Annotated in this window: 20 protein-coding genes; 13 read left to right on the top strand and 7 right to left on the bottom strand. The window is 43.6% G+C overall.

Annotated features, from left to right (window positions below; all coding sequences use genetic code 11):
• Positions 1-7 precede the first annotated feature (7 nt).
• On the top strand, positions 8-1396 hold the full coding sequence (locus U5J89_RS00400) for a tyrosine phenol-lyase (RefSeq protein ID WP_322573624.1): 1389 nt from the start codon (positions 8-10) through the stop codon (positions 1394-1396).
• Positions 1397-1858: 462 nt separating this feature from the next.
• Here U5J89_RS00400 and U5J89_RS00395 read toward each other — a convergent pair whose 3' ends face one another.
• Positions 1859-3262 (bottom strand): tryptophanase, encoded by a 1404-nt coding sequence (locus U5J89_RS00395; protein WP_322573623.1) that lies wholly within the window; start codon positions 3260-3262, stop codon positions 1859-1861.
• 118 nt (positions 3263-3380) lie between these two features.
• Here U5J89_RS00395 and U5J89_RS00390 point away from each other — a divergent pair, with 118 nt between their 5' ends.
• The 9 genes from U5J89_RS00390 (at position 3381) to U5J89_RS00350 (ending at position 9777) form a co-directional block, all read left to right on the top strand.
• The gene (locus U5J89_RS00390; RefSeq protein ID WP_322573622.1) at positions 3381-5456 is read left to right on the top strand and encodes an acetate--CoA ligase family protein; all 2076 of its coding nucleotides are present in this window, start codon (positions 3381-3383) and stop codon (positions 5454-5456) included.
• Between the two features lie 103 nt (positions 5457-5559).
• Complete coding sequence (locus U5J89_RS00385; protein ID WP_322573621.1) at positions 5560-6759, top strand: hypothetical protein; 1200 nt, start codon at positions 5560-5562, stop codon at positions 6757-6759.
• A gap of 4 nt (positions 6760-6763) precedes the next feature.
• Positions 6764-7153 carry a group III truncated hemoglobin gene (locus U5J89_RS00380; protein ID WP_322573620.1) on the top strand — a complete coding sequence of 130 codons (390 nt, stop codon included), beginning with the start codon at positions 6764-6766 and terminating at the stop codon, positions 7151-7153.
• Positions 7154-7155: 2 nt separating this feature from the next.
• Positions 7156-7335 carry an acetyltransferase gene (locus U5J89_RS00375; RefSeq protein ID WP_322573619.1) on the top strand — a complete coding sequence of 60 codons (180 nt, stop codon included), beginning with the start codon at positions 7156-7158 and terminating at the stop codon, positions 7333-7335.
• Entirely contained in the window at positions 7322-7801 is a 480-nt protein-coding gene (locus U5J89_RS00370; RefSeq protein ID WP_322573618.1) for a hypothetical protein, read from the top strand. The genes U5J89_RS00375 and U5J89_RS00370 overlap by 14 nt, the downstream gene beginning before the upstream one ends.
• 5 nt (positions 7802-7806) lie before the next feature.
• The gene (locus U5J89_RS00365) at positions 7807-8028 is read left to right on the top strand and encodes a DUF3565 domain-containing protein (RefSeq protein ID WP_322573617.1); all 222 of its coding nucleotides are present in this window, start codon (positions 7807-7809) and stop codon (positions 8026-8028) included.
• Positions 8016-8480 (top strand): hypothetical protein, encoded by a 465-nt coding sequence (locus U5J89_RS00360; protein ID WP_322573616.1) that lies wholly within the window; start codon positions 8016-8018, stop codon positions 8478-8480. The genes U5J89_RS00365 and U5J89_RS00360 overlap by 13 nt, the downstream gene beginning before the upstream one ends.
• A gap of 72 nt (positions 8481-8552) precedes the next feature.
• Positions 8553-9116 (top strand): hypothetical protein, encoded by a 564-nt coding sequence (locus tag U5J89_RS00355; protein ID WP_322573615.1) that lies wholly within the window; start codon positions 8553-8555, stop codon positions 9114-9116.
• Positions 9117-9369: 253 nt separating this feature from the next.
• Complete coding sequence (locus U5J89_RS00350) at positions 9370-9777, top strand: cbb3-type cytochrome c oxidase subunit I (RefSeq protein WP_322573614.1); 408 nt, start codon at positions 9370-9372, stop codon at positions 9775-9777.
• Positions 9778-9849: 72 nt separating this feature from the next.
• On the opposite strand, the gene U5J89_RS00345 is transcribed toward U5J89_RS00350, so the two are convergent.
• The 6 genes from U5J89_RS00345 to U5J89_RS00320 form a co-directional block, all read right to left on the bottom strand.
• Positions 9850-10164, bottom strand: coding sequence for a hypothetical protein (locus U5J89_RS00345; protein WP_322573613.1), 315 nt, complete (start codon positions 10162-10164; stop codon positions 9850-9852).
• 272 nt (positions 10165-10436) lie between these two features.
• Positions 10437-11006, bottom strand: coding sequence for a plastocyanin/azurin family copper-binding protein (locus U5J89_RS00340; RefSeq protein ID WP_322573612.1), 570 nt, complete (start codon positions 11004-11006; stop codon positions 10437-10439).
• Between the two features lie 77 nt (positions 11007-11083).
• Positions 11084-11509, bottom strand: coding sequence for an OsmC family protein (locus U5J89_RS00335; RefSeq protein ID WP_322573611.1), 426 nt, complete (start codon positions 11507-11509; stop codon positions 11084-11086).
• Positions 11510-11534: 25 nt separating this feature from the next.
• Complete coding sequence (locus U5J89_RS00330; protein WP_322573610.1) at positions 11535-12644, bottom strand: hypothetical protein; 1110 nt, start codon at positions 12642-12644, stop codon at positions 11535-11537.
• Positions 12645-12783: 139 nt separating this feature from the next.
• The gene (locus U5J89_RS00325; protein ID WP_322573609.1) at positions 12784-13107 is read right to left on the bottom strand and encodes a metal-sulfur cluster assembly factor; all 324 of its coding nucleotides are present in this window, start codon (positions 13105-13107) and stop codon (positions 12784-12786) included.
• A gap of 8 nt (positions 13108-13115) precedes the next feature.
• Complete coding sequence (locus U5J89_RS00320) at positions 13116-13469, bottom strand: DUF3470 domain-containing protein (protein ID WP_322573608.1); 354 nt, start codon at positions 13467-13469, stop codon at positions 13116-13118.
• Between the two features lie 166 nt (positions 13470-13635).
• Here U5J89_RS00320 and U5J89_RS00315 point away from each other — a divergent pair, with 166 nt between their 5' ends.
• From U5J89_RS00315 to U5J89_RS00305, 3 genes are all read left to right on the top strand, one after another.
• Positions 13636-14406 carry a hypothetical protein gene (locus U5J89_RS00315; RefSeq protein ID WP_322573607.1) on the top strand — a complete coding sequence of 257 codons (771 nt, stop codon included), beginning with the start codon at positions 13636-13638 and terminating at the stop codon, positions 14404-14406.
• 36 nt (positions 14407-14442) lie between these two features.
• Positions 14443-15075 carry a helix-turn-helix transcriptional regulator gene (locus U5J89_RS00310; protein ID WP_322573606.1) on the top strand — a complete coding sequence of 211 codons (633 nt, stop codon included), beginning with the start codon at positions 14443-14445 and terminating at the stop codon, positions 15073-15075.
• 118 nt (positions 15076-15193) lie between these two features.
• Complete coding sequence (locus U5J89_RS00305) at positions 15194-16561, top strand: MmgE/PrpD family protein (RefSeq protein WP_322573605.1); 1368 nt, start codon at positions 15194-15196, stop codon at positions 16559-16561.

Below are 16561 nucleotides of genomic sequence, written 5' to 3'. Positions count from 1 at the left end.
GATTTTTATGGCAGATAATCGAGAACGATCATGGGCCGAACCGTATAAAATTAAGATGGTAGAACCGGTACGGATGATCAGTCGGGAAGAGCGAGAAAAAGCAATTATGGAGGCCGGTTTTAATACCTTTCTTTTGCGGTCGCGCGATGTGTATATAGATCTTTTGACCGATAGTGGCACCTCTGCGATGAGTGATCGCCAGTGGGCGGGCATGATGATGGGCGATGAAGCCTATGCCGGCAGTGAAAACTTTTATCATCTCGAGGAAGCAATCCAGAAATATTATGGTTATGACCATGTGGTTCCTACTCACCAAGGACGCGGAGCCGAGCACATGATTTCACAGCTGATGATTAATGAGGGAGATTTTGTGCCAGGCAATATGTATTTCACGACGACTAAGCTGCACCAGGAACTGGCCGGTGGCACTTTTGTGGATGTGATAATTGATGAGGCGCACGATCCGGAGAATGAGCATCCGTTTAAGGCCAATGTAGATCTCAATAAACTCGAAGATCTCATCAAAAAGAAAGGGGCCGATAAAATTCCATATGTATCTATTGCAACCTCGGTGAATATGGCCGGTGGTCAGCCCATATCGATGGCCAATCTGAAAGAAGTTCGGGAGCTGACCAATGAGTATGATATTCCGATTATTCATGATATGACGCGTGTGGCTGAGAATGCCTACTTCATTAAGCAGCGAGAAGAAGGCTACGAGGATACTCCTATCAAGGATATTGTACATGAGATTTGTTCGCTTACTGATGGGGCTACGATGAGTGCCAAAAAGGATGCGCTGGTAAATATCGGCGGATTTTTAGCGCTTAACGACGAAGAGCTTTTCCGAAAAGCACAGAATATGGTCGTAGTTTATGAAGGATTACATACTTACGGCGGTATGGCCGGGCGTGATATGGAAGCCCTGGCGATCGGTATAACGGAGTCGGTAGATGAAGATCACATCCGTGCCCGTGTTGGCCAAGTGCAGTATCTGGGCGAAAAACTGATTGATATGGGCGTGCCGGTGGTTCGTCCGATTGGGAGTCACGGTGTTTTCTTAAACGCCAAGAAGATTTTATCTCATCTTAGTCAGGAAGAATTACCCGCGCAGACACTTGCCGCCGAGCTGTATCTGGATGCCGGTATTCGAAGTATGGAGCGTGGAGTTGTTTCTGCCGGTCGTGATCCTGAAACAGGTGAACATAATTATCCTGATTTGGAGTTGGTACGACTGACCATCCCGCGGCGCGTATATACGCAGGCGCATATGGATGTGGTAGCCGAATCTGTGGAAGCCGTGTACCAACAGCGTGAAAATATTACGGGACTAGAGTTCGATTACGAGCCGGAATACTTACGGTTCTTTCAGTCGCGGTTTAAGAAACTCGATTAATTGATATATACAGCGCGGGAATTAATTCCCGCGCTTTTATTTTTGCCTTCCGAAAATAAATCTGTAGAACTAAGTTCTTTTAATTCTACAGGATACTTAACAGAAATTTCCGTGATTATGTTGGCCAAACCTTCAAATTTCAGCACAAGGGTAGTATGTTTTTTCGAAAAAAGAATAGATATGCATTAATGAAAACCTTTTAAAAAACTACGAATAAACAGCTATTACTTTTTATCATTTATTGATTAGTTATATATTAGTTGTAGTATAGCAGATATACTTGTTCCGTGTAGGGTAATATCCTTATATTATAAACAGTTGATCGAAAAAGAGCTCTGCAATCGCAGGGCTTTTTCTATTTATAGCCTATCTTTTTGTTAGCTCCATTATTTTATCGTTATAAAATTCTTGATTTGAGAACAGGATGATCTATAGTTAGCTATGACAATTGAACAATTTTTATCACTCATTAATAGGTTCAAGTTGAGCAGAAAAGTGTCGCAGCACGTCCGGACTTTCGACAATCTTATAGCCGCTTAACTTATTACGCTGCTCATAGGCAGAGATAATTACTTCTGCCAGATAATCCACATGGCTTTGGGTATACATGCGACGTGGAAAGGCCAATCGTACAAGTTCCATGGCCGCCGGTTTTTCAGAGCCATCGGGTTGTTTGCCAAACATTACGGTGCCAATTTCTACACCGCGAATCCCGCCCAGAAGATAAAGGGCATTATTAAATGACCACGCTGGATATTCCGTCGGTGGGATATGGGAAAGAATTTGTTTGGCATCGAGGTACACCGCATGTCCGCCGGTAGGTTGAACTATGGGAATGCCGGCATCAGTCAGTTTATCCCCAAGATAGCTTATAGAACGAATGCGATAGCGAAGGTAATCGGGATCGAGGGCTTCATAAAGTCCACGAGCAACAGCCTCCATATCGTAGCCGGCCATGCCACCATAAGTGGGAAATCCCTCAGTAAGAATTTCCAGATTTCGACATTCTGATGCCAGCTCATCGCTGTTCATTGCCAGGAAACCTCCAATATTAGCCATACCGTCTTTTTTTGCACTCATGGTGCAGCCGTCGGCATAATTGAACATCTCGCGAGCGATTTCGATAGGATCTTTATCCGCAAAATTCTCTTCACGAGTCTTGATAAACCAGGTGTTTTCGGCAAATCGACAGGCATCAATAAAGAACGGGATGTTGTGTTTTTTAGCGATGTTAGAAACGGCCTTGATATTAGCCATGCTTACCGGTTGTCCGCCGCCCGAATTATTTGTGACGGTAATCATAATTACTGGGATGTTTTCTGAGCCTACTTCCTGTATCGTTTCTTCCAGTTTTTCCAGATCCATATTCCCTTTGAAGGGATGGTTACTCTGTGGTTGATGTCCTTCTTCAATCACTAAATCACGTGCCTCAGCCCCGGCATGTTCAACATGGGCACGAGTAGTATCAAAATGGGTATTACTGGGGATAACATCCCCTTCACCGGCAATAGTGGTAAAGAAAATATTTTCAGCAGCTCGTCCTTGGTGGGTTGGGATAAGGTGTTTGAAACCTGTGATATCCTGTACGGCTGATTCCAGTTTATAATAGGAGGAAGAACCGGCGTAAGATTCATCACTTTCAATCATACCCGCCCACTGTTTAGATGACATCGCCCCGGTTCCACTATCGGTGAGTAGATCAATGAGTACGTCTTTAGCTTTCAATAAAAACGGATTATATCCGGCTTCTTTAAGCAATTGCTCGCGCTCTTCCATTGTGGTAAACCGAATTGGTTCTACCGAGCGGATACGGAAAGGTTCGATGATGGTATCTGTTCTAAAAGGAGTTAGGGATGAATTTTCCATAGTCTAATGCCGGTTCCTGTTAATATTTTCGTGTAAAAAAAGGTGTTTAGCCTTTGACAAATTATAAAATAAAGGATAAAATAAGACAAATTACTCTTAAATTTGAATATTATTAATTATGCTCAGACCATTCTTTAAGCCAGAAGGTGTTGCCGTTATTGGGGCTTCCCGAAATCCACATAAATTGGGTTACGGTGTTGTGCGCAATCTTAAGGATTACAGATATCAGGGAGGTATTTATCCGGTTAATAAATCGGCAACAGAAATATTGGATTTACCCTGTTATGAGTCGGTCGCAGAAGTTCCCGACCCCGTAGATTTAGCTGTTATTATTGTTCCGGCACCGGTTGTTCCTGAAATTATTAAACAATGTGGACAGCGAGGCATCAAGCATACGATCGTTATTAGTGGTGGGTTTAGCGAGACCGGCGAAGAAGGACAAAAGCTCGAAGAAGAGCTTAAAAGAGTGGCTAACGAATGGGAGGTCAATTTCATTGGTCCCAATTGTATTGGCACTATCGATACCCATACGCCGGTGAATACAACTTTTGTGACGGGGATGCCCGAATCCGGAGAAATTGGATTTTGCTCGCAGTCGGGGGCAATGGTAGCCTCGGTGATCGATTGGGCCCGTGGGGCAGGTGTTGGCTTTTCGAGAATTGTAAGCCTGGGCAATCAAGTTGATATCAATGAAACGCAGATGATTAAAGCCCTTCATGAAGATAATCAGACCAGTGTAATAACGGCCTATATCGAAGGTGTTTCGGATGGAAAGGCCTTTATGGAAATAGCCCAAAGAGCTGCTAAAGATAAACCGGTAGTAGCGTTGAAAGGGGGCCGTGGTGAAAGCGGGGCACGAGCGGTGGCATCCCATACGGGAGCGCTGGCAGGGAGTACGGAAGCCTACGAGGCTGCTTTTGATCGAGCAGGGGTACAGCAAGCGAGTACGATGGAGGAGATGTTTGATTGGGCGCGGGCGTTGGCATGGCAACCGCTTCCCAAAGGAAAAAACGTAGCGGTTTTAACAAATGCGGGTGGACCGGCTATTCTGGCCGTTGATGCCTTGGAAAAAGCTGGAATGGAACTGGCAGAATTAACCACAGAGACTAAAAACTATTTAAAGTCGAGATTACCTAAAGCGGCAAGCGTAAGTAATCCCGTAGATGTATTGGCGGGGTCAGGACCGGGGACCTATGCCGTAGCGTTGGATGCACTGTTAACCGACGAAACGGTGGATTCAGTGGTTGTGATTCAAGCGCCTCAGGATTGGTTTTTGCCGGCCAGTTTAGCGGAGGTGGTGGGCGAAGTGGCGGGCGTCCATGACAAGCCGGTTATTACTTCTATCATGGGAAAGGCCTCGGTAGAAGAAGCGCTAACAATACTACATAAACGCAAAATACCGAATGTTGCTTTTCCGGAACGGGTAGCTTCGGTATTGGCGGCTATGGTTAAACGAAAGGAGTGGTTTGACGTACCTCAGCAAACACCTGAGCGATTTACAGATCTTGATGAGAATGTCGTACAACAAGCTGTATCAAAAAAAGATTGGAAATCGTTGCTAAAGGAATATGGTATCGCTTTTCCACCTGAGCAATTTGCCCAAACTGAGGAGGATGCCATTGAAGCAGCTGAATCTATCGGGTATCCTGTGGTTTTGAAATTGATTTCTGAATCAGTTTCACATAAAACGGAAGTCAACGGAGTTAAGCTGGGGCTTCGTAATGCTGAGGATGTACAATCGGCATGGAAAGATATTAAGCAGGCGGCCGATTCTGCAGGTGTAGATATGGAAGGCGTGCAGGTTCAAAAAATGCTGAGCGGGGGGCAGGAGGTAATTATGGGACTTCGTCGGGATTCCCAATTTGGTCCGATGGTATTGTTTGGAACAGGAGGGACAGATGTAGAACTGTTACAGGATGTTGAATCTGCTATTGCTCCTTTAAATCGCTTACAGGCCGAAAAACTGATGGACGCTACCCGTGCAGGAGTTAAGCTGAAAGGATGGCGTAATCAGCCGCCGGCCGATCGGGAAACAGTGATTAAATATTTGATGCGGTTATCACAGCTCGGTGACGATTTATCTAACATTGACGAACTGGAAATGAATCCGCTGTATGTGTTACCCGAAGGGCAGGGGGCTTTTGCTGTCGATGTTCGAGGGACGATGACTGATGACGAAAAGATCACCATATAGTTTCTAATTTTTACTTAATGTATTACATAAGTTAAGGGTTGATGTTTCGGTGAGGAATCAGAGCAAGTATTTAAAAGAAAATCACTTCAAGAGTCATTGGTTATTGCATGCATCAATAGCATGTTTTGTGTTGGCAGGACTAACGGGCTTTCTGTATCGATTAGGGATGATGGGATGGATTCCCGGAGAGTTGTCGCTGGGAAATATCCGTCACGCACATTCTCACCTCATGTTCTTTGGATGGGCCGTGCCGTTACCGTTGTATATCATCATGCAAAAAATTATTGGCAAAACTGAGGACAAAGTAAAAAGTATTAATGGGATGAGATCTGCTATTGCAGCGGTTATATTTTTTGGATTAATGGCCTATCCTTTTTTCCTATTCTACGGATATCGTTCGGTTGTCATTGGATCGGCATCGCTTCCATTTTCGGTCATCTTTTCGGGTTTGGTGATGATCGGCTGGTATGGGTTTATGGTTGGCTACTGGAAGAGCAGGGCTGTATTAAAGAATGATGAAAGCTTGCCATGGTTTGATGGGGCACTTATCTTGTTGGCTGTCTGCTCGCTGGGAGCATGGGGCGTAGCTGTGATTCAGGAGGTAGCTCCCGAGTCGCATCTGCTCATGAAAAGCATGACGCACTTTTTCCTAGCAGCTTTTACCGAAGGATGGGTGGTGTTGGTGCTGTGCGGTATTTTAATCAGTGAACTTGAGATCGATGAACAAACCTGGTGGGTATCTCCGCAATTTGCATTGGGAGCTATTGCCATCGGAGCACCGCTGACATTTCCCTATGGGATTTCAGAATCATTGCTCTCACCCATGTTGTTAGGTACGGCTCGATTGGGTGGAGGGCTGGCGGCCATTGGCTTGATACTGGTTATGGGAGCTGTCTTTAGATCCGGAAAATGGAGCCATCCGATCTGGGTTTGGCCTGCTCTATTATTAACCTCTAAAGGTATATTGCAATTGGGAGCCTCTGTTGTGCCCAGCTCTTTCTGGCTGTCCGATCCGGCATTACGGGTACTTTACCTGCACATTCTTTTGTTGGGAGGATTGACGTTGCTGGCTTTTGCCTGGATCAATGATCAATCAATGATCTCCCAAAAGTATTTCCACATTATCGGTGTGTCAATAATTGTGACGCTCTTTACATTACTGATGTTTACCGGACTTTGGCCACAGGTGCTTTCAGGCGCATGGATTGTAGATGCTTTGGTAATTGGAGCCATACTTCCAATTTTAGCGGTAACTGTTTATTGGTTTAAGCTGATCCAATTCCCAAAGAAAATACATCATTAGGATTATGCATGATATTCGAAATGAAGAAGATATAGCTACTTTGGTTCATGCTTTCTATGCAAAAATTGAGAAGGATGAACGACTGGGTCCCATTTTTAACGAGGAGGCCAACGTGGATTGGGATGAGCATCTACCCAAAATGGTGAGCTTCTGGTCAAAATTGTTGTTCGGCACTTCACGGTACAAGGGACGTCCATTTCGTCAACATCTGCCATTGCCAATTAAGCAAGATGATTTTGGCCGCTGGGTTGGCTTATTTGTTGAAACGGTAGATGAACATTTTGAGGGTAAGCGAGCTAATTATGCCAAAGAGATGGCTGAGAATATTGCGAATTCTTTTTCGACAAGAATGGCGATGAGCGGAAAATTTGAGAAATCGAATGAGGCAGAATAATTATGAAGGATGGTGATCGAGCAGAACTTGCAGAGAATGTCCGTGAAGCTTGTATTAATGCAGCTCGTGAAGGATTCCAGGATGCAGCAATGAGCGGATTGTGCACCGAGGGCTCCATGGAAGCGGCTATTAGTGCAATGCAGAATTTGAAATTAGACAAGGTAATCCATGATGAAGAATAAAATGTCTCACACGAAATATATTGTACTCATACTTTTTATAAGTGTCTTTGTTTTGATGGGTGGGTCCGTATTTACACAAGATATATCCGGACAAAAGTCACATCAGCCAGAAACCTTGCCTCTGGTACCTATGATGCAGCAGCTGATGGATGATATTCAGCAGGTTGACCGTGGAATTTACACTGAAAATTTTGCAATGATCGAAGAAGGAGCTGGCAATATATCTGATCATCCGACGATGACATCCGAGGATAAAAAACTGGTAAAGAAAACGCTTGATAAAGAGATGAAGCAGTTTTTAGAATTTGACATGGTGGTACACCATCATGCCGATTCAATGCGAATGGCAGCTATTGAAGAAAATATGCAGAAGGTACTCAAGCACTATCGCATAACCCAGCAGGGATGTGTGGATTGCCATTCCAACTATCGTAAACCAATTTCTACAGCAAGGTTGGAGCAGTAGTTGTAATGGAGCAGCCCATTATAGGATTTCATAAAGATAAAGAAAACGATTGGGTGGCTGAGCTGCAGTGCGGACATAACCAGCACGTGCGGCATAATCCGCCGTGGATGCTTCGTCCCTGGGTGACTACTGAAAAGGGCAGGGAAAGTCGACTCGGAAAAGAATTGAACTGTAAGAAATGTGATCGCAACGAACCAAAAGATTTTGATCCGTCATGCCGAGAATAGCGCGTGTATTTATTAAAACGGGACTCATTTATTTTTTAGCTTCGCTGTTGTTGGGATTAGCTGCTGAGTTTAACTGGCTCCAATTTCCCGGTATCGTGCCGCTCTTCTGGCACCTGTTGATGGTCGGGTGGATTACGCAGATTATCTTTGGGGTATCCATGTGGATGTTTCCCGGTCGAACCCGCGAAGAAGGTTTTAAAGCACAGCTTTGGGGTTGGCTTACATATATTTTTTTAAATGTTGGATTAATACTGCGTGTAGTTGCAGAACCCGCTACCTATTTAGTTACGGGATCATTGTGGAGCATTTTGATTGTGATATCAGCGGTGAGTCAAGTAGGGGCCGCCCTGACTTATATCACAGAACTGTGGCCGCGTATCCAATCGAAAGAACAGCGCCGCAGGCAACGAAAGAAGAAACGTGAACGACAGAAAGCTAATAGTGATAAATAATGTTATAGGGCCAAATATTTCTTACACTACATATAATTTCATTTAGCCAAAAATTTCAAAGCTCCAAAAGTAATGCCTTTTTATAAAATTACGACTTTTGCTCTTAAATGGGTTGCTGTGTTTATTATATTTGGTATCACAGGAACTGCTTATGGCCAACATAACATGCATCAAAATAGTACTCCGCTTACCGAACCCGGGAATGATATTTTTGGAACTATTCAGGAAGTAGTCCAAAAACTGGAAGCAAATCCCGACACCGATTGGTCGCAGGTTAACTTAGAAGCTTTGCGACAGCATCTGCTTGATATGAAAGCGTTTACTGAAGAAGTAGAGATACTATCAAAAGATCAAATTGAAAAAGGGATTGCAATTACGGTTCGTCCTCATTCTGAACGAGCAGTTCAAGCGCTGGAAAAATTATTCAGCATGCACCCAGATATGATCAAAAAAGAGAAGGGGTGGGATATGAATGCGAAACAAAATGGCAACAATTGGATGATTACTTGCACTACTAATAACGAGTCCGAAGTACAAAAAATCCGGGCATTGGGATATATAGGCTTACTATCTGAAGGTGCCCATCACCAACTACATCACTGGATGATCGCTACGGGTAAGATGAAAATGGAATAAAAGTTTCGGGAAAATAAAAATAATTTGTTAGGCCCTATGAGACGCGCATTAAGCGGACACGCCTTGCCAGATCTTGCCACCTTCTGGCTTTTTAAGCTTTCGTTCATTATTTAATAACTCAACATTCATGCGCCAGGTCGTTACGTGTCATTTTGAACTCGTTTCAGCATCTATACTCTAAATGAAGTTTTCAAATGGACCCTGAAACGAGTTCAGGGTGACACGTTAGTAATAATAAAGCAACAACTAGTCCATGCCAACACCAAGTCGCTGGATGATTAAAGCTTCGATGCTGTACATGCTGGCAGGATTTGTTATCGGTGCGCTGATTTTAATCAGCAAGGTATACCCCGAATCCTCGTCGGTATGGAGCCTGCTATCAATCCACATCGAGGTAAGCATTTTTGGCTGGATTATTCAGCTTACAATGGGAACGGCCTACTGGATTTTGCCGCGCTATCTTGTTGATAAATCGCGTGGCAATCCCAATTTAGCAATGCTGATGGTGGGAGTGCTAAATGTTGGGATATTAATAAATGTAGCTTCGTATTTAGATATAATTGGAAGTTCAGCGACTATTTGGGGACGCTTGTTAGAAATTATAGCTGTAGTTCTTTTTGTAGGGCTACACTGGAATCGAGCAGTGAGTTATAATAAGTAATAAGTAAAAAGTGACGAGTAATTAGCAAAAAATTATTTATTACTCATTACTTATTACCTCTATTTTTTCTAATTATCCTCTCAGCAAGCGCATGGCGTAGTAGAGAATAGCCAATCCCAGTAATAAGTTAAGACGACTAAGCCAGCTGGAAATGTTGCGCATCTTTTTGGTTTTATCACTATTTGGCTCTTTATCCATCAGCTTTGCAGCCTTCGGTCCGGCATAGAAATCGTGAATGCCACTCATGATTAATACCAAAGCAAATATGAGCAGCTTTATAAATAGGTTACCTCCAAATACATCAACCCAAAAAGAACCGGTTAGAAGTTGTTCTACGGCATAGCACCTTGTTAATAAATTGGTTATGCCGGTAATAATTAGCACCACAAAAAGTACCTAGGAAATACGGCTGAACTTTCTGCCAACTAGTGTAAAAAAGTTCCCTTTTTTGTCTTTGAGTAATTTATGTCGGGATGCCGGAACCAGCACTCCTGGCGTAAACAGCATGCCTCCGATCCAGAAAATGGCTGAGTTTGTGTGAATAAAAACCGAGAAATAATACACGAGAATTGAATTTCTGTTTTAAAAAGTGACAGAAATAAAAAAGGCGACTGATATAAACAGTCGCCTTTAAAAATAGAATCAAATCGTGAAGAAAATTATTCTTCTACGTTGAGGATTCCCTTCATGCCGCCAGAATAGTGACCGGGGAAACTACAAAGAAACTCATATTCTCCGGTTTCTTCTGGTGCAGTAAATGTAACTTCTACTGTTTCTCCGCCGGCAGCAAGGTCCGTATGAGCAATGATTTGATCTTCCATATCAGTAGGAATATAATCATTATCTCTGGCTTTAGACGCAGCATTTGCAAAGGCTGCTGCATCAGCATTCATGGTAAGCAGCACAAAGTTGTGTGCCATGGCAGATGCCGGTAGATCACTTTCGGTATATAGACTAATGCGAATCTCTTCACCAGGTTTGGCAGTAATTGATTCGAGCAATACATAGTCGCCCATTTTTTCGCCGGTGGTGATACCTTCCTCTTCGCCGTCAACGACGAACTTCATGCGGTCGATACCGACTATTTCGATCGTACGAACGTCATCAGCTTGTTCGGTAGCTTGGGTATCTGTTGTCTGATCTTCAGCTTGTTGCTGGTCAGATCCACCGCCACAGGCAGTGACGAATAGCAACATAAGTGAGAATAAATAAGGTGCAAAACGTGTCATAAATGTGTAAATCTTTAGTTAAAAATTAAGTATAGAAGATACGAAAGTATTTTGTTCTATACAGCATGAAATGTGTATTAAAGTAGCTCTGCTTCCAGTGAGATGTCAGTGCCAGCTAAAGCTTTAGATACTGGACATCCTTTCTTAGCACCGTTAGCAAATTCTTGGAAATCATCGTTCCCAATGTCGGGCACGTTTGCTTTGGTAATTAATTTAATTCCACTAATAGCGGGGCCATTATCGTTTACCTCAAAGGTGACTTCCGCACGGGTATCAATGGATTTAGGATCATATCCGGCTTCTGATAGCTCTAATGATAATGCCATTGAAAAACATCCGGCATGGGCTGCTCCAATTAACTCTTCGGGATTGGTGCCCGAGGCCTGTTCGAATCGGGAGGCAAAGGTGTAGCTGCCTGAGTAGGCGCCGTTTCCAAATTCCATTGTTCCATTTCCGTTTTTCAGATCTCCGTTCCATTGTGCACTTGCTTTTTGGGTAGGCATAATGATATAAGTGTTTAATTAATATTTAGTTGGATGTAGGGTTAAGTTTAGATTCTTTAATTTTGGTTTCTCTAAATAGTTGAAAGGCGATTCCGCCCAAAAACAGTAGGATCGCTATCACGTTACCATAGCTGCCTATTTTTCTAACGACTGGCCACCAGGCAAAGTCACCTATCACACGTGCCAGTAGAAACAGATGTAGCAAAATAAGAGGCAGATAAAAATACTTGTGGTAGGGCACTAATTTACCGGAAAGTGAGGGGATAATGACCGAGGCGTGCGCGAAAATCATGCTGAATACAAATCCTACAAAAAGCATGTGCAGTAGTGCATCGTAAATGGGGCCGGCGGTAGGAAAGCCCTTCCAGAGTCCAAATAATCCCGTTAGGATGAGCCAGCCGTATCCTGTTAGCAAGCTGATGGCACTGTAGCGTGTCCATGCTGTAGATTTGATCGTTCGCCGGGCCACATCGTATTTAATCAGCCAGCCGGCGATGACGATGAGTAGGAGTGAGGCAAGAATCCAGCCGATAGTGCGATCAAAATGGGTAAGCGCAAGAGCGGAAATCCATCCCAAAATGAGTATTGCAAATAGGTGTTGAGCTCGTTTGGGCGGACGCATGATGCGATTGAGCTCCAGACGTTCGCCAAAGATAGTGAGCATTGGAAAGGCCGCCCACCAGCCAACCAGTTCATAAATTGGAAATTCAGCTACGAAAAGAACGTTTCCTGCCAATAGTGAGGCGGCACCCAGAGCCATAATTAGGTGGTAAATTTTGGGCTGTAAATAATACAGATAGCCCATCACTGCGGTAAGTCCGACTGAGCCGATAATAAGGGCCCAGTTCGATGGAATGGGAAAGCCAATTAGCAGTAAAATAGTGGAGGCCGCCATAAATACCGGTGCCGTGTACGCCCATTTATGTTCTAGGGCAGCTGCACGTTCAAGTCCGATGAGCGTACCCAGAAATCCATTGATCATCAGCGGACCGTGGGCGATGGGAGATATCGCCGGTTCGGCTGAGGACAGCAATCCCAGGCGCAGGAGTCCCGAGTAGAGTCCAGTAAGCAAGCCGATGGCCGCTAAAATAAGAAGACTTACTAATATGTAGGTTGGTGTTTTATCGGGATTCATTAAACAAGTGAAATTTTTGAATCTGTGTCATCCTGAATTCATTTCAGGATCTATACTTGTCAAAATAAATTTCAGATGCTGAACCAAGTTCAGCATGACACGGTGGTTAGTTTTTAAATCACTTCATTAGCAATCGTAGTTATTGCATAGGCGGGGGATGAGCAAAGAATTCTACATCATCCTTGATCATATCGACTGACCACTCTGGCTCCCAGACCAGACGCGCTTCGAATTCATCGATCTCATCTATCGACTTGAGCGTCTTTTCAATTTCCTGTTGCAGATAGCGACGCATGGGACAGCCCGGCGTGGTGACGGTATATTCGAGCACTACCTTGCCATCGTCAATCAAGATATTATATACCAGTCCCAGGTCCACGATATTGACACCCAGTTCGGGATCAATGACTTCACGGAGTTGCCGGACTATCTTGCCTCTATCTATGGGAGTACTTTCTGTCATTTTCTTAACTATTCTACGGGTTTTTCTTCCCAGCTTTCAATAAGATGTTCACGTTTGTTTTGCTTTGCGCTCCATTGTTCAACATCGGGCAGGGCATCTTTGGCTTGGTTGATCACATGGTCTGCCCACTCTTCAGAGAGTCTTTCGTTTAATTCGATGTAATCCTCCCATTCCATGGGCACTTCGTCGTCCGGATAAATAGCTTCTTCGGGACATTCGGCTACGCACGCATCACAATCAATGCATTCAATGGGATCAATCACCAAAAAGTTGGGTCCTTCCCGAAACGCATCAACGGGACAAACGGCCGCACAGTTGGTGTGTTTACATTGAATACAGGGATCGGTTACAACGTACGCCATATCTGCTAACTCGTACTCGATTTTAATTGCTTCAATGCAAAGGTAGGAGTCCATGAAATTAATATCAACTATAAAAACGGTTTTTACCTTTTTTATTGATTTATCATAAAATGATTGATATCTTAGGAATGGATTGAAAACAAACTTAATTGACATACATAATGTTATGAATTCCGATCAATTCCTTTCTCAACTTACCCCTGAAGCTACTATTTCAGAGATAGTTTGCTCAGATAATGACGCGGGTGAGCTACTTTCTTCTATTGGGTTGTCACCCTCTGACCATGAGCAGGAAACGCTTCGGTCGGTCTGCCAACAGCGCAAATGGAGTGAAGTAGAGGTACTTCAGTGGTTAAAGAAACACAGTTCAACAACTAAGGGAGAAACTCCAAAAAATAATACAGGTTCTGTTCCTGAGAAGGATGATTCACTGACAAAATGGACGAGATACCTGGAAGATTCATTTATACGTTCTAACCGATCACTTTTGGAGGAGTTAGAGGAAAATTTTCCACGCGTTATTAAAATACATGGAAATCAATATACGTGGCTTAAAAGGATGAAGTGGCACTTTGAAAAATTCAGAGAAGCGCTCGGTATGTATTACACCTTTGAGCGAGAAAAGTTTTTCCCGCTAATCCAGCGCCTCAAAAATAATAGTAACAACAATTTGAACCATGGAACGATCCAAAAATTAGAGAAATCATTTACTGTAATTGGAAAAGATCAAAATCGCCTGCGTAATTTTATGAAGACCATCCGGGAAAAAGGAAATAAGTTTGAAAATCCCGGGAATGCGTGTTCAACATTGCGAATCCAAAACGAGAATTTTAAAATCCTGTTTTCCCAGTTGGATCAACAGTTTAAAATAGAGAAGGGGCAGCTTATTACCGCGTATAAAAGAAGAGATAAAAGCAAAGGGTTAACTCAACAATAACACGCGTAAATCTAAAAGTTTAAAAAACCATCCATCATGATTACCGGCTCAAAAAAAGAGATTGTCGATTTAATAAAACGCAGGGGTACTCTTTCTATTGATGAAGCCGTGGATGAGATTGATTTGGCGAAAACGACCCTCCGCGAGCATTTTCTACAGCTCGAGCGGGATGGTTTTGTGGATAGAGAATACGTGCGATCGGGACCCGGACGTCCCAGCTTGCAGTATCAACTGACCTCCAAAGGGAATAGCCTGTTTCCATCCTCTGAGTCGAAGCTGATTCGCAATATTATTAACTATCTTAAATCAAAAGGGAGTGAGCAGCTGGTTGAGGAATTTTTCGAGGATTTTTGGGACCAACGCCTGGAAGAAGCCCAAGGCCGTATAAAGAAATCCTCGGCCAAGGATTTGGAATCAAAAGTTGAGATACTGATGCAGATGCTGGAAGAGGAGGGGTTTATGCCAGAGTTTAACTTTGATGAAAGTGATGAGTCACTGACGGTAAAAGAGTGTAATTGTCCCTTTAGTGAAGTTATTAAAGAAACACGGCTGCCCTGTAAGCTGGAGGAGATGTTTTATAAGAAGTTATTTAACGAGAATGCGCAGCGGACCAGTTATATCGCCGAGGGGGATTATTCCTGTACTTATGACATTCCGGCCGATCAATAATGAGTGTTGAATGTAATGGTAATTGATGATAAATAAGTACAATAGAAGATAAGACAGTATTAAATCATTTAAAGTAGGATCTATTATATTTTAATCACAAACTTTAAACTTCAGTATTATGCTTGTTCATAAACTGGCCACTTTTGTGAAAAATGCTTCTTACAGCGATTTATCGGATGAGGCCAAAAAGCAGTTAAAAATCAGGCTCTTGGATTCGCTGGGAACTGCAATCGGAGCCTTTGAAGGTCCGCCGGTTGAAGCAATTAGAGAAATGCTTGAAGATTTTGGTGGATCAGAAATGAGCACGCTTATCGGGGGTGGAAAGACAACGCCTGACCGTGCGGCCTTGTATAACAGTGGTTTGGTTAGGTACTTGGATTTTAACGATAGCTATTTGGCTAAGGGAGAAACGTGTCATCCGAGCGATAATATTGGATCGATTCTGGCGGCTGGAGAAACGACAGAACTTAGCGGCAAAGATTTTATGACGGCATTGGCAGTGGCTTATCAAGTGCAGTGTAGATTGAGTGATGAAGCCCCGGTGCGCGATAAAGGTTTCGATCACACTACACAGGGTTCTTACGCCGTAGCGGCCGGTGTTTCCAAGGCACTGGGATTGGATGAAGAGAAAACAGCCAACGCTATTTCCATCGCGGGAACGGCACTGAATGCACTACGCGTGACCCGAACTGGTGCACTCTCGAACTGGAAAGGATTGGCCTATCCACATACAGCATTTGGCGGGACGCATGCGGCGATGCTTGCCAAATATGGCATTACGGGTCCGCCCGCTGTTTTTGAAGGTAACAAAGGATTTATGGATTCCATTGCCGGCCAGTTTTCAATCGATTGGCAAAGCGAAGATCTCGAGCGGGTGACTGATACCATTATCAAAAAGTATAACGCAGAGATCCATTCGCAGTCATCCATTGAAGGGATGATTGAGCTGAAAGAGAAGCACGGATTTTCGGCAGATGAAGTGGACAAAATTGAGATCGAAATTTTTGATGTGGCCTATCACATTATCGGCGGTGGTGAAGAGGGTGATAAAACAATTGTGCGAACCAAAGAAGAAGCCGATCACTCGTTACAATATATGGTGTCGGCTGCGCTACTTGACGGACAGGTGATGCCAGAGCAGTACGAGAAAGACCGCATCGAAGCAGATGACATTCAGGCACTGCTGAAGAAAGTAAAGGTTTCACCCAAACAGGAATACAGCGACCGATTCCCCGATGAGATGCCGACCAAGATTAAAGTGCATCTCAAAAATGGAAAAACCCATTCCCTTGAAAAGAGTGATTACGAGGGATTTCATACGCGTCCCATGAGCTGGGAGACGATCATCCAGAAGTTTGAGGGATTGGCTGAGCCCTATACGACAAAGGAATTACGCAATCAGATTGTAGATATGGTTCAGCATTTTGAGGAATACTCGGTTTCGGATTTGATGAATTTATTAAGCAACATTAAAAAACAGCAGTAA

The sequence above is a fragment of the Fodinibius sp. genome, assembly GCF_034521915.1.
In the GTDB taxonomy this organism is placed as follows: domain Bacteria; phylum Bacteroidota; class Rhodothermia; order Balneolales; family Balneolaceae; genus Fodinibius.
This window is presented reverse-complemented; position numbering and strand designations above follow the sequence as displayed.

Excerpts from the sequence above, each read along its gene's own strand:
- U5J89_RS00325 (WP_322573609.1), bottom strand. The coding sequence starts at position 13,107 with ATGACAGAAAGTACTCCCATAGATAGAGGCAAGATAGTCCGGCAACTC.
- U5J89_RS00400 (WP_322573624.1), top strand. The coding sequence starts at position 8 with ATGGCAGATAATCGAGAACGATCATGGGCCGAACCGTATAAAATTAAG.
- U5J89_RS00305 (WP_322573605.1), top strand. The coding sequence starts at position 15,194 with ATGCTTGTTCATAAACTGGCCACTTTTGTGAAAAATGCTTCTTACAGC.
- U5J89_RS00370 (WP_322573618.1), top strand. The coding sequence starts at position 7,322 with ATGATGAAGAATAAAATGTCTCACACGAAATATATTGTACTCATACTT.
- U5J89_RS00320 (WP_322573608.1), bottom strand. The coding sequence starts at position 13,469 with ATGGCGTACGTTGTAACCGATCCCTGTATTCAATGTAAACACACCAAC.
- U5J89_RS00375 (WP_322573619.1), top strand. The coding sequence starts at position 7,156 with ATGAAGGATGGTGATCGAGCAGAACTTGCAGAGAATGTCCGTGAAGCT.
- U5J89_RS00315 (WP_322573607.1), top strand. The coding sequence starts at position 13,636 with ATGAATTCCGATCAATTCCTTTCTCAACTTACCCCTGAAGCTACTATT.
- U5J89_RS00340 (WP_322573612.1), bottom strand. The coding sequence starts at position 11,006 with ATGACACGTTTTGCACCTTATTTATTCTCACTTATGTTGCTATTCGTC.
- U5J89_RS00365 (WP_322573617.1), top strand. The coding sequence starts at position 7,807 with ATGGAGCAGCCCATTATAGGATTTCATAAAGATAAAGAAAACGATTGG.
- U5J89_RS00395 (WP_322573623.1), bottom strand. The coding sequence starts at position 3,262 with ATGGAAAATTCATCCCTAACTCCTTTTAGAACAGATACCATCATCGAA.
- U5J89_RS00390 (WP_322573622.1), top strand. The coding sequence starts at position 3,381 with ATGCTCAGACCATTCTTTAAGCCAGAAGGTGTTGCCGTTATTGGGGCT.
- U5J89_RS00350 (WP_322573614.1), top strand. The coding sequence starts at position 9,370 with ATGCCAACACCAAGTCGCTGGATGATTAAAGCTTCGATGCTGTACATG.
- U5J89_RS00380 (WP_322573620.1), top strand. The coding sequence starts at position 6,764 with ATGCATGATATTCGAAATGAAGAAGATATAGCTACTTTGGTTCATGCT.
- U5J89_RS00335 (WP_322573611.1), bottom strand. The coding sequence starts at position 11,509 with ATGCCTACCCAAAAAGCAAGTGCACAATGGAACGGAGATCTGAAAAAC.
- U5J89_RS00360 (WP_322573616.1), top strand. The coding sequence starts at position 8,016 with ATGCCGAGAATAGCGCGTGTATTTATTAAAACGGGACTCATTTATTTT.
- U5J89_RS00355 (WP_322573615.1), top strand. The coding sequence starts at position 8,553 with ATGCCTTTTTATAAAATTACGACTTTTGCTCTTAAATGGGTTGCTGTG.
- U5J89_RS00330 (WP_322573610.1), bottom strand. The coding sequence starts at position 12,644 with ATGAATCCCGATAAAACACCAACCTACATATTAGTAAGTCTTCTTATT.
- U5J89_RS00310 (WP_322573606.1), top strand. The coding sequence starts at position 14,443 with ATGATTACCGGCTCAAAAAAAGAGATTGTCGATTTAATAAAACGCAGG.